Source organism: Nonomuraea sp. NPDC052116 (genome assembly GCF_040680035.1).
In the GTDB taxonomy this organism is placed as follows: domain Bacteria; phylum Actinomycetota; class Actinomycetes; order Streptosporangiales; family Streptosporangiaceae; genus Nonomuraea; species Nonomuraea angiospora_A.
Genome location: NZ_JBFAWA010000026.1, coordinates 48,255 through 69,614, shown reverse-complemented (window position 1 = coordinate 69,614; position 21,360 = coordinate 48,255). Strand labels below are relative to the sequence as shown.

General features: G+C 69.6%; 16 protein-coding genes. 9 read left to right on the top strand and 7 right to left on the bottom strand.

What is annotated here, in order from left to right:
• Nucleotides 1-148: 148 nt before the first annotated feature.
• Nucleotides 149-3,037, top strand: a complete 2,889-nt coding sequence (locus tag AB0L65_RS40375) for a hypothetical protein (RefSeq protein ID WP_364257023.1) — start codon at nucleotides 149-151, stop codon at nucleotides 3,035-3,037.
• A 230-nt stretch (nucleotides 3,038-3,267) separates the two neighbouring features.
• Nucleotides 3,268-6,114, top strand: a complete 2,847-nt coding sequence (locus AB0L65_RS40370; protein ID WP_364257021.1) for a hypothetical protein — start codon at nucleotides 3,268-3,270, stop codon at nucleotides 6,112-6,114.
• A 57-nt stretch (nucleotides 6,115-6,171) separates the two neighbouring features.
• Here the strand turns inward: AB0L65_RS40370 and AB0L65_RS40365 are convergent, their stop codons facing one another.
• A complete protein-coding gene (locus AB0L65_RS40365; protein WP_364257018.1) occupies nucleotides 6,172-7,020 on the bottom strand; it encodes a MauE/DoxX family redox-associated membrane protein in 849 nt (282 codons plus the stop codon).
• Nucleotides 7,017-8,921 carry an ABC transporter ATP-binding protein gene (locus AB0L65_RS40360; protein ID WP_364257015.1) on the bottom strand — a complete coding sequence of 635 codons (1,905 nt, stop codon included), beginning with the start codon at nucleotides 8,919-8,921 and terminating at the stop codon, nucleotides 7,017-7,019. Before AB0L65_RS40360 ends, AB0L65_RS40365 begins: the two co-directional genes overlap by 4 nt.
• A gap of 291 nt (nucleotides 8,922-9,212) precedes the next feature.
• Here AB0L65_RS40360 and AB0L65_RS40355 point away from each other — a divergent pair, with 291 nt between their 5' ends.
• Both AB0L65_RS40355 and lanL read left to right on the top strand, forming a co-directional pair.
• Nucleotides 9,213-9,383, top strand: coding sequence for an SflA family class IV lanthipeptide (locus AB0L65_RS40355; RefSeq protein ID WP_165974944.1), 171 nt, complete (start codon nucleotides 9,213-9,215; stop codon nucleotides 9,381-9,383).
• A gap of 69 nt (nucleotides 9,384-9,452) precedes the next feature.
• Nucleotides 9,453-12,245: a class IV lanthionine synthetase LanL gene (gene lanL, locus AB0L65_RS40350; RefSeq protein ID WP_364257012.1), complete on the top strand. Its 2,793-nt coding sequence runs from the start codon at nucleotides 9,453-9,455 to the stop codon at nucleotides 12,243-12,245.
• Between the two features lie 86 nt (nucleotides 12,246-12,331).
• On the opposite strand, the gene AB0L65_RS40345 is transcribed toward lanL, so the two are convergent.
• Nucleotides 12,332-13,312, bottom strand: a complete 981-nt coding sequence (locus AB0L65_RS40345; RefSeq protein WP_364257009.1) for an aldo/keto reductase — start codon at nucleotides 13,310-13,312, stop codon at nucleotides 12,332-12,334.
• A gap of 150 nt (nucleotides 13,313-13,462) precedes the next feature.
• Here AB0L65_RS40345 and AB0L65_RS40340 point away from each other — a divergent pair, with 150 nt between their 5' ends.
• Nucleotides 13,463-13,945, top strand: a complete 483-nt coding sequence (locus tag AB0L65_RS40340) for an Lrp/AsnC family transcriptional regulator (RefSeq protein ID WP_364257006.1) — start codon at nucleotides 13,463-13,465, stop codon at nucleotides 13,943-13,945.
• A 152-nt stretch (nucleotides 13,946-14,097) separates the two neighbouring features.
• The gene (locus AB0L65_RS40335; RefSeq protein WP_364257003.1) at nucleotides 14,098-15,639 is read left to right on the top strand and encodes an alpha/beta fold hydrolase; all 1,542 of its coding nucleotides are present in this window, start codon (nucleotides 14,098-14,100) and stop codon (nucleotides 15,637-15,639) included.
• Between the two features lie 95 nt (nucleotides 15,640-15,734).
• Here the strand turns inward: AB0L65_RS40335 and AB0L65_RS40330 are convergent, their stop codons facing one another.
• A complete protein-coding gene (locus AB0L65_RS40330; RefSeq protein WP_364257000.1) occupies nucleotides 15,735-16,268 on the bottom strand; it encodes a hypothetical protein in 534 nt (177 codons plus the stop codon).
• A gap of 81 nt (nucleotides 16,269-16,349) precedes the next feature.
• On the opposite strand from AB0L65_RS40330, the gene AB0L65_RS40325 reads away from it, so the two are divergent.
• A complete protein-coding gene (locus tag AB0L65_RS40325; protein ID WP_364256997.1) occupies nucleotides 16,350-16,634 on the top strand; it encodes a hypothetical protein in 285 nt (94 codons plus the stop codon).
• A gap of 96 nt (nucleotides 16,635-16,730) precedes the next feature.
• On the opposite strand, the gene AB0L65_RS40320 is transcribed toward AB0L65_RS40325, so the two are convergent.
• Nucleotides 16,731-17,312, bottom strand: coding sequence for a TetR/AcrR family transcriptional regulator (locus tag AB0L65_RS40320; RefSeq protein ID WP_364256994.1), 582 nt, complete (start codon nucleotides 17,310-17,312; stop codon nucleotides 16,731-16,733).
• 97 nt (nucleotides 17,313-17,409) lie between these two features.
• On the opposite strand from AB0L65_RS40320, the gene AB0L65_RS40315 reads away from it, so the two are divergent.
• Nucleotides 17,410-18,603, top strand: coding sequence for an MFS transporter (locus AB0L65_RS40315; RefSeq protein ID WP_364256991.1), 1,194 nt, complete (start codon nucleotides 17,410-17,412; stop codon nucleotides 18,601-18,603).
• A gap of 70 nt (nucleotides 18,604-18,673) precedes the next feature.
• Here the strand turns inward: AB0L65_RS40315 and AB0L65_RS40310 are convergent, their stop codons facing one another.
• Together AB0L65_RS40310 and AB0L65_RS40305 are read right to left on the bottom strand one after the other, a co-directional pair.
• Nucleotides 18,674-19,609: a DUF5829 family protein gene (locus AB0L65_RS40310; RefSeq protein ID WP_364256988.1), complete on the bottom strand. Its 936-nt coding sequence runs from the start codon at nucleotides 19,607-19,609 to the stop codon at nucleotides 18,674-18,676.
• A gap of 170 nt (nucleotides 19,610-19,779) precedes the next feature.
• Nucleotides 19,780-20,796 carry a hypothetical protein gene (locus tag AB0L65_RS40305; RefSeq protein ID WP_364256985.1) on the bottom strand — a complete coding sequence of 339 codons (1,017 nt, stop codon included), beginning with the start codon at nucleotides 20,794-20,796 and terminating at the stop codon, nucleotides 19,780-19,782.
• A 219-nt stretch (nucleotides 20,797-21,015) separates the two neighbouring features.
• Between AB0L65_RS40305 and AB0L65_RS40300 the strand changes: the two genes are divergently transcribed.
• Entirely contained in the window at nucleotides 21,016-21,342 is a 327-nt protein-coding gene (locus AB0L65_RS40300; protein ID WP_355210375.1) for a DUF5713 family protein, read from the top strand.
• Nucleotides 21,343-21,360 lie beyond the last annotated feature (18 nt).

Genomic DNA, 21,360 nt, shown 5'->3' with positions numbered 1-21,360 from the left:
CGGTGGACCATCGTTCCTCGGACGGGGGCAGTCTCCAGAGGACGGGTGGGGGATCACGATCATGCGGAATCAACGTCAAGGCGCACGCAGCAGCAAGCGCACGACCGCCGCGAAGAAGCGCTTCCGGGCCGGCGGCACGGATACTTCCATGTTCACCTTGACCAAGCATGACGTTTCCGTCACGTCCGGGCCGCTGCAGAAGGACTGGCAGGCGTTCGCCGCGAAACCCGACGACGCCACCGCCAAAGCGGTGGCGAAGGCCCTGGAGAAGATGAGCCCGCGCCTCGCGCTCGCGTCCGTGCAGTCCATCGCCGAGACGCTGGCCGATCGCCCGGCGCTCGAGCGCAGCGCCATGTCCCGGCTCATCGCCTCCCGGCTCGGCGGCGAAGTCCTCCGCGGCTTCCTGAAGGCGACCGCCGCCGTACGTCTCACCCGCTCGGCGATGGAGACGCCGAAAACGCCGCAGCCGCCCGAGGAGCAGCCGGCGCCGCAGCACGAGAACCTGCTCCACGGCCTCGACCTCCTGCCGCCGAAGACGCTCGGGGAACCGCCCGTCAAGACCTCGCACGGCCGCGACCGGCAGCAGATCGAGGCGCTCGACCTCGCGTCGGACAAGATCACCGCCGACCTGGCCGGGTTCGAGCAGCGTATCGACGAGGTGCGCGACATCTCGGCCATGGGCAACCTCACGGAGGCGTTGAAGCTCGTCAACTCCCTCGGCGGCACGACGGGCTACTCGGACAAGCGCCGCACCGAGATCAAGCAAAAGCTCGATCTGACGGACACGACACAGGCGCACCTCGTCGAGCAGATCGGCTTCCGCGCGGCCAAGACCCAGCGCACCGACAAGAGCGGCCTGTCGCCCCAGAACCAGCTGGCGGCCTCCTACTGGCGCACGAACTTCCGCGACAACCTGCAGGGCCTGCTGAAGGATCTGCAGGAGAAGGGAAAGCTGCGTCCGGGCGACCTCCTGGTCAACAGCCCGCGCGTGCTGCGCAAGCTCGAGATGATGGTGGGCCCCGACGTGGTGGCCGGGCTCAAGATCGAGCCGCTCGCCGGGACGTCGGGCATCAGCGTGCTGAGCGGCACCGGCAAGTACACCATCGACTGGAACAGCATCCTGCAGGAGCTCGGCGCGACGCCGTCGGCGTACCAGCTCTACGAGCTCATGGACGCGGGCAAGGAGTCGCCCCCGACCGACTTCAAGGTCGACACGCGGGCCGACCTCGCGGAGCTCATCACCTCCGGCCCGTTCTCCCGCCTGCAGGAGATCGCGCGCGGCAAGAGCGAGCTGGCGCCGGTGTGCGCCATGATCGAGCACCTCGTGCTGGGCCTCACCGACGAGCTCGGCCCCTCTCGCTACGACGGGCTGACCGCCAACGCCCTGAACTCGCTGAGCCGGCTCCTCGGCATCGTCGTGCAGAACGAGCGGAACCCGTCGGTGGCGATGCGCGCGGTCGACCTCATGATGGACGAGATCGGCATCGTGGTCGCCGTGGCCAAGAACTACACGCGGGTCGACTATCAGGACACGATGCGCCAGGTCCTGCTGGAGCGGGCGCCGGGCATCGCACCGCTGGTGGACAGGCAGGAGGTCCAGCTCAACAGCCACCTCATGACGAGCGGCATGGACGCGCTCGGGACGGCGCTGTCGATCGCGCTGTCGTCGCGGGACCACGATCAGGTCACGCGTCCCACCGAAGGCATCGACTACTTCGAGACCGGGCTGCTGCTCAACAAGCTCAAGAAGGGCGAGGCGGTGCGCCCGCGCAACGACGTCCTGGTCGCGGCGCTGAATCCGAGCACGCCCTTCGACGCGCCATCAGCGGACAAACTCGTGGCCGACGTGCGCGATGCTCTGAAGGCGCGCAAGAAGGGTGACCCGCCGTTCGCGCTGATACTCGACAGCACCATCGAGGTCGCGCCCAAGTCGCCCGGCGGCAAGACCCAGCTCGACGTCGTGCTCGGCGGCCTGAAGGACGCCATCGCCGACGGCAGCCTCGAGGTCTTCCTGTGCAAGAGCTTCCAGAAGTACGCCTCGTTCGGCACCGGCAAGGTCGCCGCCGGCGATCTCACGATGCTGTCGAAGAAGGGCAACCTCAACTCCGCGTCCGCGCGGGCCGAGACGCTGCTGCAGGACCGCGCCCTCGATCTCGCCCGCAGCGACGAGACGCAGCTCGTGGTGCACATGTTCAAGCACGGACATCGAGACGAGCTGGAGCTGATCCGCACCGCCGCCGACAACGCCAAGTTCGTGGACGAGTTCTGCTGGCCGATCAACGGGCAGGACCGCGCGCAGGGGTCCACGTACGTGGACGGCATCCCCCTGCTCCTGCGCGCGCCGGCCAAGGCCGACGACCTGTTCAAGAAGCTCGTCACGATCGATCAGCGCGACAGCTTCTCGTTCCTGCGGACGTCGTACGTCGGCGGCATCCCCGGGCCGTACGGTGCGGACAAGCCTGAGGAGAAGTGGTACGTGCGCATCAACACCGGCCACGAGTCTAAGCAGGCCATGGTCGAGAACTTCTACGCGTTCGGCCATCTGGAGAGCGACACGCTCCCTGGCGAGAAGAGGTCAGACGGCAAGGTCGACCTCGACCGGCTGAACATCGCGATGGTGCGCAAGCACCTGGAGGCGCTGGCCCTCGCTCCGGACGGTACCGACACCGCGCAGTACCGGAACAGCATCAGGGCCTCGTACTGCGCGTTCGCGGCCCAGAACCTGCGGCCCAAGACCAGTGCGCTGCCGCTGCTCGGAGACTTCTTCGCGAGCCCGGCGCCAGACGTCACGATCGAGACCCAGCGCTATCTCGCCGGCGAACTGCTCTCGATGGCGGTGATGCCGGGAACGATCCTCGACGCGCGTCTCCTCCCGTCGCTGGTTCGCGCGGCCGCGGTGCTCCCGGCCTGGGAGTTCAAGGCCATCGCCGGCAAGCTCAAAGCCAAGCTCGCGAACGCCGACAAGTCACCGGACGCGATGAAGCTGCGCGCGATCGTCGACCGGGCCCTTCATGAGCCGGTGTCGTTGGCGCTCTGAGCATCAGGGAGCCGCAACTCAGAGCAGCGCGCCACGAATGTGGCGGACAGGGAACCTTTGCACGCTCGGCCAGAAGGTGGACGATCGATCGGTCATCAGGCCGGGGGAGCCTTGAGCAGAATGGCTGGGGGGTCATGAAAAAGAAACCGACCATCAGCGCGACCAAGAACAAGCGTCAGCGCAGGCGTACGATCGGCGGACCAGAAAAGATCACGCCTGGCATATCCGACATGTCCGACTTACCTATCACGAAGCGTGACGTGTCCGTCCCCTCCGCACCGATCTCCACATCGACGCCGCCGGGCTGGCAGAAGTTCACCGAGAAGCCCGACCCGGCCACCGCCAAGGTGGTGGCGAAGGCGCTGCAGGACACAACGTTCTCCGCGCAGCGCATGGCCGAGATGCTGGCCCAGCGCTCGGCGTATGAGCGCAGCACGATGTCGCGGCTCATCGTGACGCAACTCCGAGGCAACCTCGCCCTCGACTTCCTGAAGGCGACCGCCGGGGTCCGTCTCAAGACGCCGCAGAAGCAGCCTGAGGGCGATCGCGCCCCGGGCCGCAACGAATCGTTCGAGGCGCTCGACCTCGCCACGGGCACCGTCGACCTGGTCGAGCTCGCGAAGCGGACCGACGACGAGGAGGACGCCTCGTCGATCGCCTACCTCAAAAAGGCGTTGGCTGACATCACCTTGATCAGCAGCGGCGGGGAGCCATACTCGGAGCTGCGCCGCACGGCGCTCAGGAAGGTGGCGGCCCCCGCGCAGGAGCACATCGTCAAGCAGGTGGGCTTCCGTACGGCGGGCAGCAAGCGCACCGGCCAGAGTAACCTGACGACCCAGCACGACGTCGAGTCCAGCTACTGGCGCACGTCCTTCGGCGAAGCCCTGGACGACTTCGCGGAGAAGCTGCAGGCGGACCACAAGCTGCAAGAGGGCGACATCCTGGTCAACAGCCCACGCGTGCTGCGCAAGCTCGAGATGGTGCTGGACCCGAAGGTGCTGGCCAAGCTCGAGATCCGGCCGCTCAAGGGGGATACGGGCATCAGCGTGCTGAGGGGCGCCAGCGACCCCTCCTTGAAGTGGAAGGAGATCCTGGAGGGGATCGGCGCGACGCCGTCGGCGTACCAGCTCTACGAGCTCATGGACGCGGGCAAGAAGTCGCTTCCGCCGAACTTCACCGTCGACGCGCACGCCGACCTCGCGCAGCTCATCACTTCCAGCGCGTTCTCCCGTCTGCAGGACACCGCGCGCGGCAAGGGCGAGCTGGCGCCGGTGTGCGCCATGGTCGAGCACCTCCTGCTCGGCCTCACCGACAAGCTCGGCCCGGACCGCCGCGACGCGCTGACCGCCGACGCCCTGCGCTCGCTGGGCCGGCTCCTCGACATCGTCGTCGAGGAGCCGAACCCGTCGACGGCGTTGCGCGCGGTCGACCTCATGATGGACGAGATCGCCGTCGTGCTCGCCGCTGCCAAGAACTACGGACGTGTCGACTATTGGAAGACGATGCAGGACGTCCTGCTGAAGCGGGCGCCGAGCATCGCGCCGTACGTCGGCAGGGAGATCGAGCTCAGCAGCCACCTCATGACCAGCGGCATGGACGCGCTCGGGACGGCGCTGTACATCGCGCTGTCGTCGCGGCGCACCGACCAGGTCTCGCGGCCCACCGAGGGCATCGACTACTTCGAGACCGGGATGCTGCTCGGCAACCTCAAGAAGGGGGAGATAGCGAAGCCGCGCGAGGATGTCATGGTCGCGGCGCTGAACCCGAGCACGCCCTTCGAGTCGTCACCGGCGAAGACCCTCGTGGACGGCGTGCTCAAGAGCCTGAAGACACGCAAGCGGGATGACCCGCCGTTCGCGCTGATACTCGACACCACCGTCGAGGACGGGCTCGACCCGTCCACCGGCCGGACCCGGCTCGACGAGGTGCTCAACGGCCTGAAGGACGCCATCGCCGACGGCAGCCTCGAGGTGTTCCTGTGCAAGAGCTTCCAGAAGTACGCCTCCTTCGGCACCGGCAAGGTCGCCGCCGGCGACCTCACGGTGTTGTCGAAGCAGGACGGCTACGCATCCCAGCGCACGCAGGCTGAGGCGCGGCTGCAGGAGCTCGACCTCGATCTCGCCCGGCATGACGAGGGACAGCTCGTGATACACATGCTCAAGCACGGCAACCAGGACGAGCAGGCGCTGATGCGCAGCGCCTCCGGTAACGCCGAGTTCGTGAACAGGTTCTGCTGGCCGGTCACGCATACGGACCTGGGGTCTCCGTACGTGGACGGCATCCCCCTGCTCCTGCGCTCGAAGCCCGAGGGCGAGATCGCCGCGCTGTTCCAGAAACTCGCCCTGGTCGACTGGCGCGGCAGCTTCTCGTTCCTGCGGACGTCGTTCGTCGACCTGATCCCGGGGCCGTGGGGAAAACCGACAGAAGGTCAACAAGAGGACTGGTACACGCGCATCAACACCGGCCACGAGTCGAAGCAGGCGATGGTCGAGTACTTCTACGCGCTCGGCCACCTGGCGACCGGCATGCCCCCTGGCCAGAAGAAGCCGACGACGGAGGCCACCCTGACCCTGAAAGGCGTGAAGGACCACTGGAAAGCGCTGGGCGGCGTCAAAAACGAGGACGATGCCGACATCGCGCGGTACCGGGACAGCATCATGGCCTCGTACTGCGCGTTCGCGTGCCAGAACGTGCGGTACAAGCCGGACGTGCTGCCGATGCTCATCGCGTTCTTCGCGACGACGACGACCGGCGTCTCGATCGAGACCCGGCGCTATCTCGCCGGCGAGCTGATCGCGCTGACGAATTTGACAGGCGTGAAATCCCTCGATCCCGACGCCCTCAGGGTCCTGTGTGGGCAGGCGATAGCGGATTTCACGATCCCGGGCATGGAAGAGCCCGACGCGACGGTCGCCCTGGCGGCGCTGCGTCGCGCGGCGGAGGTCCTCCCCAGCTGGTCGATGAAGCCCTTCGCGCAAATACTCAAGGACAAGCTCCGGCTCAAGCCCGAGCCCCGCGACGATTCGGAGGAGGAACACCGGATGCGAAATCTCATCGACCGAGCCCTCAAAGCCTGAGGCCGGCGGGCGATCACGATACCCGGGGCGCCGCGAGATCGACAGGCGTCCCGCGTGTCATCGCCCGTCTCGGGGAGCGACCGCTTCGGCGCGAGACAGTACCTGCTCCAGTTGTGCCGGATCGGCCGCGCCGCCCGCCGACAGGACGGTGCCGGTGCGGTCGGTCACCACCACGTACGGCGGCCACGGGATGTCGTTGCGGTCGAAGACCTCCGGGTCCACGATCACGGGCAGCCCGGCGCCACCGTATCCCTCCACCGCGCTGACCAGCGCGACCTCCAGGCGGTCGGCTGTCGCGACGAACTCCGGCAGCATCGCCTTGCACAACCCGCACGCCGGCGAGACCAACGCGTACATCGTCCGCTCGCCGGCCGGCTCCGGCCTGCCGTTGAGCGCGAAGCGCCTGCCGGGACGCGGCCCGTACGAGGTTCTCTCCGCACGGAGCAGCCGCGCGGGCAGGAAGGCCAGCCCGAGCAGGACCGCCGCAACCGGAAGCTGGACGGGCGCGAACGCGACCGGCTCGGTCAGAGCCGCCGTCATCGCGAGGACCAGCAGCAGGCCGGTACGGAGCAGCGTGCCGGCCCCGACGAGGTCACGGCCGCCGAAGCACCCGCAGTCCACGGCCATCCGGCGCCGCGTCACGGAGGCCATGGCCGCCAGGAACGCGGCGAACAGGGCCGCCGCCACCACGGCGCCCCACCGACGGCCGCCTGGAGCGAGCAGCAGCCCGCCGGCGGCCAGCTCGGCCACGAGCACGCCCACCGCGGCCGGCCCGGCCAGGCTGCCCGGCAGCACCTGGTAGCCGGCCACCGACCGGGCGAAGCCGGGCACGTCCCGCAGCTTGACCAGCGCCGCGACCAGCAGCACCGCGGTCACAGCGAGATACGCCGACTCGGCGACGATCATGGCACCGTCTGGTGGTAGGCCGAGGCCTGCAGCTCGTACATGCCGGCGTACTGGCCGGCGCGTTCCATCAGCTCGGCGTGCGTGCCCTGCTCGGCGATCGCGCCGCCGTCCAGCACGTAGATGCGGTCGGCGTAGCGGACGCTGGCCAGCCGGTGGGTGATGAGCACGACGGTGCGGCCGGCGGCGTGGCCGCGGATCCGCTCGAACAGGGCGTGCTCGGCACGGGCGTCCAGGGCCGAGGTCGGCTCGTCGAAGATGACCAGCGCGGCATCGTCGCGGTAGAAACCGCGCGCCACGGCGATGCGCTGCCACTGGCCGCCCGACAGGTCGTGGCCGCCCCGGAAGCGGCGGTCGAGCAGCGCGTCATAGCCGTCGGACAGCCGTGCCACCACCTCGTCGGCACCCGCCGCGGCGGAGGCGGCGGCAAGCCGGTCCTCCTCCAGGGGGTGCCCCATGACGATGTTCTCGCGGACGGTGAGCGGCCAGCGCGTGTGATCCTGGGCGATCACGGAGATCCGCCGCCGCAACGCGTCACCGTCGAACGCGTCGAGATCCACGCCGTCCCAGCGGATCGTGCCCTCCTGCGGCCGGTACAGCCCGGCCAGCAGCTTGGCCAAGGTCGTCTTGCCCGAGCCGTTCTCGCCGACCAGGGCGATGACCTCGCCCTGGCCGACCGTCACGCTGACGCCCGACAGTGCGGGCCGGTCGGCTCCGGGGTAGGTGAACGTGACATTCTCGGCCGTCAGCAGGCTGAACGGCGCCGGCTCGGCAGGGGTTGCCGGCCGCGGGGGGACGCGCTCCCGGGCGAGCTCGCGGAAGGCCAGGTAGTCGCCGAAGTAGAGGCCCGCCTCGTAGAGCCGGTTCATGGTCTGGATCAGGGCGGTGAGCGACACCTGCCCGGTCCTGATCGCCAGCACGGCCGCGCCGGCCACCGACAGCGGGATCACGCCGACGGCCAGCAGCACGCCGAGCACCACGTACACGCCGGCTGTGGCCAGGCCGGTCAGCAGGTCGCCGCCCGCCTTGGTCGCGGCCCGCCGCCTTGCCACGTCGAGTTGAACGTCCTGTTCCAGGTCGGCGACCTTGGCGTACTGGCCGAGCAGGAAGTCCCGGAGCGTGAACGCCCGCACTTCGGCGGCGGGCTGCCGTTCGGCCATCAGGTCCGACAGCATGAACTTGCGCCGCCGCGCGGCGGACAGCCGGTAGAACGCCTGGTAGCCCAGCCGCGCCATGCGTACCGCGGCCCATCCCGCCGGCACGGCGGCGACCAGCAGCAACGGCATGAGGACCGGGTGCAGCAGGCCGAGCGCCACGGCCGAGGCCAGCACGCCCACCGCGCCGGTGACCGCGGCGATCGTCGTCTCCACCACGGTGGCGGTGTCGGGCACGCCGCTGTCGCGGGCCCGGCGCATCGCGTTGTGGAAGTCGTGGTCGTCGAACGCGGCCAGCTCCACCCGGGTGGTCAGCTCGAACAGGCGGGTCTCGGCCAGCCGTTCGACCAGCGGCTTGAGCCGGGCCTGCGCCCATCCGGCACCGGCCAGCAGCGCTCCGCGCAACCCGGTGGCGGCGGCCACGAGCAGCAGCGAGGGCAGCGCGGTCCATACCCGATCGGGTGTGGGACCGGCGGCCAGCAGCGAGGCCAGCACGTCGGAGGTGGCCACCAGGCCGAAGACCGTGAAGACGCCGGCCGCGAGGTTGCCCGCCAGGGCCACGACCGTGTCACGGGGACTGGCCTCCCACGCCATCCGCAGCGCGGCGGCCACCAAGGACGGCAGCCTGCGGGCGATCGTGCCGAGGGTGGCGGTCAGCAGGTGCTCGTCGTGGCTCTCCCAGTACTGGGCCACGAGCCCCGAACGGTCGTCCGGGACGCTCGTCCTGCGTCGGCGTCGCCAGAGCCTCACGCGAGGGCGCCGTTCGGAGACAGGCGCGCCAGAGATCCCCCCATCACGCACGTCAATCTAGAAGATCGAACTCCCACTGTAAAGGCGCATGTAAACACATTTTTGGCCGTTACGGCTACCTCTGGACATGCTTCCGGATATATGCACATAATGCGTCCGTTTGCTTGCGACGCGGGAACATCTAGCCGGTTCCCGGTCGCGGGCGGAGCGCGGGAATGGTGCCTACCGGTGTCATCCCGACGCTCGGATCCCTACGTCGGCCGCCCATAGGTGGCCAAGGAAGGAGCCCTTATGTCGGTCCTCGCCCTGGAGCCCCGCGACGCCGGAGTCCTGGAGTACGAAGATCTCGCCGTCGACTTCGAAGGCGAGCTGAACAAGCTGCTCCACGGCCCCCAGGCCTGCGTCAACACCTGCAAGCGTACGGTCTGCAGCAGCTTCCCGTGCTGCCCGTCCATCGTGTGAAGCACCTGATCCCACGCGGTCGAGCGTGGTGACGAGAGGTGCTGGGGAAAGGCCGTCGGCGGTGCTCTGATGGCCTTTTTCTCATATCAGGCCGATGCGCTCCGTTATCGAGGGATGACCGTGGACTTTAATGTGCTCGACCGCCTTACCCAATTTGCAGAGTCGAATGGTAGGGAAATATACGAGGACGACACGTGGATCAGCGTTCACGACCCTCACCACGACATTCCATTGCAGGGCTGGAAAATCCACATTTCCGCACGTCCCGGCACCCTCAACGACACCCTTGACCGCGCGTTGCCGATCCTGGCCGGCACCGGCTGCGCCTTCAAGGTCGCCCGCTCCACCCACAGGCTCATGGAGCTCAACTCCGGCGACGTCGACCCGGGCGCCGTGGGCAAGGCCATGACGGTCTACCCGGAGCAGGACGCGGTGGTCGAACTGGGCCACGCCCTCGCCGACGCCCTGTCCGGACTGTCGGCCCCGCGCATCGTCAGCGATCGGCGGGTCCGCCCCGATGCTCCGGTGTACTACAGGTATGCCCCGTTCGCCCCGCAGTACCGCGTGGACGAGAACGGCGACTTCGAGCTGATCGTGATCGGGCCGGACGGCGAGCAACTGCCGGGCGCGGCCGGTCCCGAGTTCACCTGCCCGCCCTGGGCCACCGACCCGTTCCGTCCCACGGAGCCTGCCGGGGCCGGCCCGTCGGAGCCTGACGAACGGCCGTCGCTGGGCACGCTGCCGCCCGCGCAGACAGCCGGGCAGACAACCGGGCAGGCCGCCGACGGGGGCGGGCGGCTCATCGGCGGCCGGTACCGCGTGACGTCCGGCGTCGTGCGTGGCCCGCGCGGAAACGTCTACCGCGCCACCGACGCCGCCGGGCGGCGGGTCGTGGTCAAGGAGGCCCGCGCGTACGTCGGGGAGAACGTCGAGGGCTGGGACCTGCGGATGTACCTCCGCAACGAGCTGCGCGTCCTGCAGGCGCTCACGGGCGTGGCAGGCGTACCGGAGCCGATCGACCACTTCCGGCACGGCGAGGACGAGTTCCTCGTCATGACCGACGCGGGCAGCCGCGACCTCAACCGATTCGTCGCGGAGAACGGCCTGTTCACCGAGGAGCCCGCCACCGGCGAGCGCGACCTCGGCACACTCGCCGTCCGGCTGCTGGAGGTGATCGACGCGGTGCACGCGCACGGCGTCGTCATCCGCGACCTGTCGCCCAAGAACGTCGTGCTCGGCGAGGACGGCCGCTGCACCCTGATCGACTTCGGCAACAGCAGGTACGACGGGCTGCAGCTGCCCGGCTGGAGCCGCGGCTACAGCGTTCCCGACCAGCACACCGACCGTGCCTCCGTGCCCGCCGACGACTACTTCTCGCTGGGCGCCACCCTGTTCTTCGCCGCCACCGGGATGAACCCGATCATGATCGGCCCGGACCCGGTCCGCAACGTCGAGCGCACGCTCATGTGCCTGGCGGGGATGTTCCCGGACGTCACGACGGGCGTCCTCGGCCTGCTGCCCGGCCTGCTGAGCCTCGACCCCGCCGACCGCACCGCCGCCGCCGCCGAGCTCAGATCCGCCCACGGACCGGCTCCGGCGAACCGGCCGCGCCCCGTACCGGCCGTGACCGGCTTCGGCGACGGGCAGCCCGCCACCGAACAGCCGCAGGCGGGACGGTGGAAGCTGCCCTCCCCGCCCAGGCTCACCGGGGAACTGCTGTCCAAGGCGCTCGACCACACCGTGCGCGAGTGCGCGGCCTTCGCCGAGCAGTTGATGGCCGCGCCCGAGGACGCCCGCCGGGAGAGCCCGCCGGTCACCAACGTCTACGGCGGCAGTGCCGGAGTCGGCATGGAACTGCTGCACCACCCGGAGTCCAAGGCCGTGGCCGCTGACCTGGCCCGGTGGACGGCCCGCGTGATGCCGCCCGCCAAGCTCCCGCCCTCGCTGTACTTCGGCCGTACCGGAACCGCGCTGTTCCTGACCGCGGCCCGTCTGAGCGCCGCGCCGGATCTGGCGGCGCCGGCCCCCGTCACCATCGACGGCCCGCAGCGGGCCGACCAGGCACACGGCGTGGCAGGCATCGGCTCGGGCCATCTGGCCCTGGCCGCCATCGACCCCGGCGATGCCCGGCACCTGCGGATCGCCGCCGAGTGCGCCCGGCTGCTGATCGCCGGTGAGGTCACGCGGTCGCAGGACGCCGTGGCACCCGCCCAGCCCGGCTCCGGCGTGTCGGTCGACACGGCGTACGCCCACGGCGACGCGGGCTGCGTGGACTTCCTGCTCTCCTACCACGAGGCCACCGGCGACCGGGCGGCGGGCGAGGCGGCCCGGGAGCGGCTGGCGGCGCTGGCCGTCCAGGCCGAGGCGCTGATCGGCGAGCTGCACGGCCCGGATGCCCGCGCCATGGGGGCCTCCTGGTGCCAGGGCATGTCGGGCATCACCGGCACGCTGGCCCGCGCGGCCCGCGCGTACGGCGAGGACCGCTACCTGGAGCTGGCCGAGCGGGGCGCGCGGGCGTGCCTGGTCGTCGCACCGCAAGCCTGGGTGGTCTCTCAGTGCTGCGGCCTGGCGGGCATCGGCGAGGCGCTGATCGACCTGGCGATGGTCACGGGCGATGACGGCTACTGGCGCCACGCCGAGAACATCGCCGAGCGGATGCTGGTACGGGCCGGCGGCGAGCCGGCGCAGCCCGTCTTCCCCGGCAACGACCTCGACAAGGCGGCCTACACCTGGAGCACCGGCACCGCGGGCGTCCTGTCGTTCCTGCGCCGCCTCGACCGCCGCTCGGGAACGCGGCTGTGGACGGCCGCCTGGCAGCTGCCCGAATCGGACCGGGCAGCGCAGAACGGGAGAGGGACCTAGAGGACCGCGCCGGCCCCGCCAGATCAGCACTGCCGCGCTGGGGGCAGAGCGTCCCTCGAGGTGGGCGGAGTGGCGGTGGCCGGCTTTCAGGAGTGCCCGATGATTCGATGTGGCCGGTACGGGGCCTCCAGGCGGGCCGCCTCCTCTTCGCTCAGGGACACCTCCACCGCCGCGATCGCGTCGTCCAGATGACCCACCTTGCTCGCCCCGACGATCGGCGCGCTCACACCAGGTCTCCCGAGCAGCCATGCGAGCGCGAGCTGCGCCGGAGGCAGTCCTCGTTCGTCGGCGACGGCGCGCAACACGTCGACGACGTCGAAGTCCGCGTCCTCGTACATGCTGTCGGCCACCGGGTCGCTGCCGGATCGGACCGTGCGCCGCCGGCCGTCGCGGTGGCGGCTCCCGGTGAGCAGTCCGCGTGCCAGCGGGCTCCACGGGATGGCGCCCACTCCCTGGTCCAGGCAGAGCGGCAGCATCTCTCGCTCCTCCTCCCGGTACACGAGGTTGTAGTGGTTCTGCATCGACGCGAATCGGGTCCAGCCGGCCGCCTGAGCGGTGTGCTGCGCCTTGGCGAACTGCCAGGCGTACATGCTGGAGGCGCCGATGTAACGCGCCTTGCCGGCCCGCACCACGTCGTGCAGGGCCTCCATGGTCTCCTCGATCGGCGTCTCGTCGTCCCAGCGGTGGATCTGGTACAGATCGACATAGTCGGTTCCGAGCCTGATCAGCGAGGCGTCGATGGCGGACAGCACGTGTTTGCGGGACAGCCCTCGGTCGTTCGGGCCCGGCCCCGTCGGGAAGTAGACCTTCGTCGCGAGAACGTAGTCGTCGCGGCGGGCGAAGAGCTTGCCGAGCAGCCGCCCGGTGATCTCCTCGCTCACGCCGTCGGAGTACATGTCGGCGGTGTCGAAGAACGTCACACCGGCCTCGACCGCGCGCCGCACGATCGGCTCGGCCGCGTCCTCGCGCAGCATCCACTCCCGAGAACCCGGATCGCCGTACGTCATCATGCCCAGGCAGATCCGGGAGACCCGCAGTCCTGACGAGCCCAGCTTCACGTATTGCATGTCGTCTTACCTTCCTGTGAGAGCGCGGTCTTCACCGCGGAGACCGAACGTTCCCGATGAAGTAGGTCCATGGAGGCGCCGCGGACAGGACGGCGCGAGGGCCGATAGGCGGCATGAGCCCCATCGTCGGCGAACCCGTAATTTAGGAGAATGGCGAATCGAAAGATCAGACCCGAGCGGGCATACGAATCCAAGGGGATCGACGCCCTCGACCTTCGTATCCTCGCCGAGCTGCAGGTCGACGCCAGAGTGAGCTTCGCCGAGCTGGGCCGCCGGGTCGCCCTGTCGGCCCCCGCGGTGGCCGACAGGGTGCAGCGGCTGGAGGAGACCGGAGTGATCACCGGCTATCACGCCGAGGTCGACCCGCGGGCCCTGGGCTTTCCGGTCACCGTGATGGTTCGCATCCGCCCGGCGCTCCGGGAACTGCACCGCATCTCCAAGATCGCCCAGGAGGTTCCCCAGATCGTCGAGTGCTACCGGATGACCGGCGACGACTGCTTCTACTTCACGATGCACCTGCGGGCGGTGGACGAGCTCGAACCGATCCTCGACCTGTTCACCCCGTACGGTCACACGACCACGTCTCTCATCCACACCGCGCCCATACCACGACGCCCCCTGCCCCTTGAGTGATGCTCGGGCGGCGGACCGGCGGCCCACAAGCGTTCCGGCGCTCAACGCGGCTTGCACCCTCACGCCCGGCTCCCGAATCCAGTGGAGCGTCGATCGGAGACCGTCCTCACGGAAACGGTGAGGAAACAACTCCTGCTCTATTACTGGCCCCCATGACGTACCGAACTTCACTGACGGCGCTGGCCCTGGCGCTGGCGGGGTTGGTGGCGCATCCTTCCGCGGCGAGCGCCACCTCGAACCCCGACGTATCTTCCGTGCAGTGGAAATCCTGCCCGGCCTACACCGATGAGGTGATCCGCGGCCTGGGCGTGGCGGAGGACAAGGTCGCGGCCTTCCGCTCCTTGATGAAGCGCCTGGAGTGCGGGACGGTCAGCGTCCCGCTGAACCACCGTGACCCCGACGGGCGGAAGATCGACATCGCGGTGACCCGGCTGGCCGCCACGGACGAGGCCCACCGGCTCGGCGCCGTCGCCGTCCTGCCGGGCGGGCCGGGCAACAGCGGATACCTGGACCCGGTCCTGCGGACCGCGCTCAGGAACGAGGAGATGGCCGGGCTCAACGAGCGGTACGACATCATCGGCTTCGACCCGCGCGGCGTCGGGTACAGCACCAAGGTCGCCTGCCCCCTCTCGCCGCAGGGCCCGCAGGAGCCCGGCGCGCTGACCAAGGAGACGGCCAGGAAGATCTACGACGCCCAGGTCGCCTCCAACGAGAAGTGCGGACGCTCCGACCCCGCCTTCCTCGGACAGCTCACCACCGAGAACGTGGCCAAGGACCTGGATCTGGTACGGACCGCGCTGGGCGAGCGCAGCCTCAACCTGCTCGGCTTCTCCTGGGGCACCTATCTGGGCATGGTGTACCGCAGCCTGTTCCCCGGGCACACCGGACGGGCCTTCCTGGACAGCGTGGCGCCGCCGTGGACCCGTATCGACGAGCACGCCAAGGGCGCCGCGGAGGCGGCCGAGCGGAACTTCGGGCGTATGGCCGCCTGGCTGGCCCGCCGCGACGGGACCTACGGTCTCGGTGCCACCGCTCGGCAGGTGCGCGAGGAGGTGGCCAAGCTGGTCCGCGCGTACGACAAGAGCCCCAAGACCTACACCGACCTGCAGCGGCCCGTCGACGGCTCGGCCGTCGCCGACCTGGCCAGGCGCAACTCGACCGAGTGGGTACGCGCGGGCAAGGCACTGGCCGAGCTGCGGACGGCGACGGGCACCACCGCCCCGGCCACCGTCAAGGAGCTGCTCGGCGCGCCGATGATGGGGCCGTCCGTTCCCGGCGCGCCCGAAACGCTGAACATGACCATGAACCTGGCCGTCGCGTGCAACGAGGACAGCAGCCGGGCCGGTTTCGACACCGCCTGGCGTCAGTACCAGCAGCTCGTGAAGCGCCATCCGGCGACCGGCCGGGCCTGGGGAGTGCCTGCCATGTGTCCCGGCTGGCCGCTGCCGGTGCAGCAGGCCACGTTGAAGCGGGGCAGCGGGTCGCTGGTGCTGGCGGGGCACCTGTACGAGTTCATGTCGGCCTACGACTGGACGCTGCAGACGCGGCGCGCCATCGGCGGCACCGTCTACACGGTCGCCGACGACGTGCACGTGTCAACCACCCGGGTGCCCAAGTGCGCCGCCGACGTGGTGCGGTACTTCGAGACGGGCCGCATCGGCAAAGGTTGCGAGGGCAGCCCGATCCCGAGCTGACCACCGCTCCCCCGGCCCGGCCGCAGCCGGTTTGCGGGGTGATCAGGCCGCTGCCCTGCTCAGGGGGGTCTCGCCGCGCTGGTGCTGACCCGAGCCTACGGTTTGCGGCCGGGGAGCAAACGCAGCGTGCAGGCGCGCTCGAATCGGGCGTCGATCGACGTCCACCGTTCGACCGCCTCCGCCAGCGCGTCGCGGTCGCCGTGCAGGATCCCGCTGGTACGGGCCAAGCAGGCGGCCGCCCAGTCGTTCTGTTCGGCGTACGGCATGGCGGCGGCGAGCCGTTCGGCCGCGTCGGGCAAGCCGGCCACGACCGCCAGCTCGGCTCCGGCGGCGCGCGCGTAGGCCTCGTACCAGCGCACGGCGAAGGGGGCGAAAGCGCGCTCGACCAGTGCGGCGGCCTGACGGTGGGCACGGGTGTGGACGGCGACTCTTGCATCGACGAAGGCGGCGAAGGGGGCCAGGACCGGTGAGGAGGCCGCGTCCTCCATCCTGGCCATCTCCAGCGCGCGCGAGCGCCAGAGGTCGAACTCGCCGGTGCCTGCCAGCCCGTGGGCGAGCGCCGCGGCGGAGATCGCGGTCGACATCCAGGCGCTGCGCGGGCTGCCTGCCTGATGCCAGGCCTCCCACATGGCGAGAGCCTGCTGGAAGACCTCCGGGAAACGACCGCTCAGGGCAAGTGGTCGGATGGTCTTGGGGATGGACAGGTAGGGGTGTTCGCCGATGGGGTCCTCGCGCTGAGCGCGGTCGGCAACGGCGAGTGCGGCCGGCAGGTCGCCGACGCACAGCTCCGCCCGCGCCGCGGAGTGGAAGGTGTCGACGATCTCGGCCGCGGCGGACGGCTCGTGTGCCGGCAGGTGCTCGATGAGCGTGAGGCGCTCCCGGCAGATCCGCTGGACGGCGCGGATCCGGCCGGCTCGCGCGTACGCGCGGGTGAGCCCACATGCCGGCCGCCGAGCAGGCGGGCGGGCGCGATCCTGGACGGCATGGGCGCGTGAGCGGCAGCACCAAGGACGACCGCGCGGCGCCCGGGAATCCCAGGGCGGCCGTGCCGCTGCCAGGTGGGCTTCCGGCGATGGCGGACGGTATGCGAGTCAGATTGCGGATGTCGCGAGCGTTGTGATCGTGAAGTCGATGGCCGTGGCGAGCCGTTGGGGGTCATGTCCGGCGCGTTCGCGTACTCGCAGTCCGAGCACCGTCGTGAACAGCACCTCCACCGCGGCGTCGACGTCCAATGCGGCGGGCAGGTCGCCGTCATGGATGCCGCGGCGTAGCAGTGACGCCAGGGTTTTCCGGGTGACTTCGAACGCGGCCTCGGTCCTCTGCCGGACCTCGGCGTCGGTGGTGCCGAGTTCGGCGGCCGTGTTGACCACGAAGCAGCCGAGCCCGGCCTCGTGGCTGATCATCCAGATCAGCCACTCCCGCAGGATCTCGAGGCTGGGACCGGGGGCGGTGAGCTGCTCTTCGGCTTGGGTGGACTCGGTCGCCCGATAGTGGTCCAGCGTCCGCAAGAACAGCGTGTGCTTGTCGTCGAAGGTCCGGTACAGGCTGCTCTGCTTGAGCCCGAGCTCGGAGCCCAGGTCGCGAACCGACGTGGCGTGGTAGCCACGACGCCAGAACAGGCGGGTCGCCCTGGCGATCACGTCCTGCTCGTCGAACTCCCTCGGCCGTGCCATGCCCGCCACTCTACCAACTTTGTGGAGCGATCGCTCCCGTATTAGGGTGTGTCGTCGTATGGGAGCGATCGCTCCCAAATGAGAGGAGAGATACGACGTGACGGCAACGCACCCCACGATGACCGGGCGAGACCCGTCGGCGAGGAATCACTGGATCGCGGTGTCCGCCGTGGCCTTCGGCACATTTCTCCTGGTGACGGCCGAACAGCTCCCCATCGGGCTGCTCACCCCCGTCGGATCGGCACTGTCGGTGTCCGAGGGCGCGGCCGGGTTGATGGTCACCGTCCCCAGCATCGTCGCCGCCGTCGCGGCGCCGGTCGTGCCGGTGCTCGTCGGCAGGCTGGATCGCAGGCTCCTGCTCGTCGCCTTGATGGGACTCATGACGCTCGCCAACCTGGCCTCCGCCCTGGCCCCGGACTATCCGCTCCTGATCGCCGCCCGCGTGCTGGTCGGGGTGGCGATCGGCGGGTTCTGGGCCATCGCCGGCGGTCTGGCCGTACGGCTCGTCGCGGTCCCGCACGTACCGCGGGCCACTGCGATCATCTTCGGTGGCGTCGGGGCCGCGAACGTGTTCGGCGTCCCCATCGGCACGATGATCGGCGGGCTGGCGAGCTGGCGGATCGCGTTCGGCGCGCTGAGCGCCCTCGCGCTCGCCGTGCTGGTCGCGTTGCTGGCCGTGCTGCCACCGTTGACGGCCGCTCAGCCCGTCGGCCTGCGGCGGCTGGTCGGTCAGTTCCGCAACCAGGGCGTCCGGGTCGGCATCCTGGCGACGTTCCTGATCGTGACCGGCCATTTTTCGGCCTACACGTTCATCGGTCCTGTGCTGCGGGACCTGTCCGGCATCGACGAGCAGCTCGTCGGGCCGTTGCTGTTCGGATTCGGCGTGGCGGGCATCGTGGGGAACTTCGTCGCGGGCGCCGTCGTGGCGAAACGGCTCCATCGCACGGTCCTCGTCATCGCTGTCACCCTGGGGGCGACCGTGCTGCTCTACCCCGTGGCAGGGCTCACCGGTGCGGGCGGGGTGACGCTGCTCGTCGTCTGGGGCCTGGTGTACGGCGGGGTCTCCACGAGCCTCCAGACGTGGATGATCAAGGTCGCGCCGCAGGCGGTCGAGGAGGCCTCCGCGCTGTGGGTGGCGGTGTTCAACCTCTCGATCGGTCTCGGCGCGCTGGCCGGCGGCGCGATCGTCGACGCCCTGCCGCTCCAGGGCATCCTATGGCTGGCCGGCGTTCTCGTCCTGGTGGCCGGGCTGGCGGTGTGGAGCGCACGCCGGAACGCGAGCCTTGGGTGACCCGCGGAACGACGATGCCCGGTCGGCGACGATCAGCGATCGTCAGCCGGCCGGGCGCCAGGAGGAAGTGCTACTGCGGGGCGTCGAAGGTCCACTCGGCGCGGGCGCCCGGACCCACGGCGAGGGTCGAACGTCCGATCCGCTCCTCGTGCCGGGTCTCCACGGCGCGGTTGAGCGACATGGAGACCCGCTTCAGGCCCGCCTGCTCACGCGCGACGGAGTCGAGCTGGATGGTGGTGCCACCGCCGGTCGCGATGGCGCCCTTCCCGACGGTCTCGACCTCGAACCCGCCGGCTCGCAGCACCGGCAGCGTGATGGCCAGGTCCCGCGCCGTGACACCGATGCGGATGTAGGTGATGTCCCGCATCAGGCGGTCCTGGTAGGTGTCGGGCAGGTAGCGCTCCCGGCTGACGTCACCGGGGTAGCTCTCCGGCTCGGTCTGGCTGCGCGGGTCGGCGAAGTACTCGGGGAAGTACTCCATCGCCCACGGGTCGAAGGCTTCGTACTGGGCGGAGGTGGTGCGGATGGTGTCGAACCACGGGATCGGGACGCCATCGCCGAAGTCACGCGTCTGGCGGTATTCGGCCGGGTCGGAGACGCCCTGGGCCTTGAGCTGCGCGGTCACCTTGGCCAGGTCGCCGGCGCGCTCGGTCGAGACGGCCAGCCCGGCGGAGCCGAAGAGAGCGTCCTGGCCGGGCAGGTCGCCCTCGCCGAACAGCTCCATGTAGGTCTCGCGGCCCTTGAGGTAGCGGCCCTTCCAGGTCAGGCCGCCACCGGTCGTGGTCCGGACCTCGAAGTTGGCGAACTCGCGCAGGTAGGCCGAGTTCTCGACGGCGTCCGCCGTCTCGCGGTCCACCACGCTGTAGGCGTGGTTGTAGAACAGCAACTGCCCCTGGGATGACACGTGGGCTTCCTCGGCCTGGGCCGTCCCCACGCCCCCGGCGATCGCGACGGTGCAGGTCGCGGCCAGAGCAGTGATCATCCGTAATGTCCGGCGAATCAGCATGGAAGTGATCTTAAGGCGGAGATGATCACCTTCACTATCGTTTTGACAGGACCCGAACCGGATTTGTGGCGATCTTATAGTGGCTTTGTAGTGAGCCGTCCCGTCGTCCGCGCACCTGCGCGCGCGGGCCGCCCGCGCAGGTGCGCGCCACCGATCCGTACCCGGCGCTTTCAGAACTCGATGAAGCCGTACAGCGCGAGATGGTTCGACTTCGTGCTGCTCACCGTGTGGTCGACGCTCGACGACCGCACGGTGCCCTTGACGAAGAGGTAGTCGATCTTCCTGGAACCGGAGGTCGTCTTCGCCCCGTAGCCGGTCATGCCGAAGCCGCCGAGGGTCGTGGCGGCGATGTTCGTACGATTCGCGTCGATCCCGATCACGCGGATCGTCGACGCGTTCATGAGGCTCGTGGCGTCCGCGCCGACGTGGATGCCGGAGTTCGCGATGCCCGTGTCACCTGCGCCCGCGCAGGCGTTCGCGCCGTTCTGCTCCGGGAGGTGCATGGTCGCGGCGAAGACCGTCGTCCCGGTTTCCTTGATCGTGAACTTCGCCGCGATGGCGCTCGTGCGCTTCCATTTGTACTGGTTGGTGGTGCCGTCGTCGCTGTCCGGCGGCTTGTACAGCGTGCAGCCGGCCCCGCCGGCGTACGAGGTCCCGGGCTTCAACCAGCCCGCGCTCCAGTACTTCGAGATGTCGCCCGCCGCGAGGCCCAGCGTTCGGGTGTTGTAGATGATCGCGTTGGTCTGCCGCTTCTTCAGGTCGCCGAGCGACTGCTGGCTGCACTTGTGCGTGCTGCCCCATTCCTCGGGGTTGTCCCAGGCCACGATCGCCTTGTACGTGCCCGCCGGATATCCGAACATGCCCCCGAGCTGGTCGGCGTAGGCCGTGGCCTGCCCGGTGCCGCGCACCTGCTGCACGATCAGGAGATCGGGAGCCTGTACGCCGGAGGTGCCCGTCTTGCCGTCGTCGTCGACCAGCATCGAGGCGAGGTGGTCCGGGCCCGAGACCCGGGTGCACGTGCCGTCGGCGTTGTTCCTCACCAGGTTCTCGATATTGTTGTTGTAGACCCGTAAGACCCGATCCGCGGCGGCGGTGGGCGCCGCGTGCGCCGGTGCGATCGACGTCGTGGTGAGTGCGACGACCGCCGCGAGTGCTAACGCGCCAGGCGCTCGATAATGGGATGACATTGTGGCAGATTAGCGATCATTCCGGGCGCTGCCCAGGTCGGCGCCGGGGACGGGCGTCCAGCCGAGCTCACCGGCCGCCCCACGGTCCCCCGAAAGAGCTGATCGCCCGCCATGACGGACGCGGACGCCCGGGCTATGCGTTCATGCGCTCCATGCTGGCCGTTGTCGGTGGCGTCGGGCAGGATCGGCACACCGGATCACGGCGCGAAGGAGATCAAGGTGCCCCCCACCGGCCACCCTTTCCTCAAGGGCATGTACGACGACGCCTACTACCCTCGCCGGCTCGTCGACAAGGGCAGGGACATCTTGCTCCGCCTGTGCGAGCGGATCGAGGCCGAGCGGCCGTCGGACCTCGCGGCACTGTACGTGCTCACGCAGGCGGCGACGGACGAGTTCAACGAGCTGGCGGTCGAGTTCCTGGAGGCCGGCAGCCAGATGGAGACGGTGGCGCGCGAGGTGATCGCCGAGGACTTCTGGTTCGTGGCGACGGCCTACGGGTTCGCGGACGCGGACATGGAGGAGCTGATCGCGACCCGCGACTGGTGACGTGACGGACACGGCGGA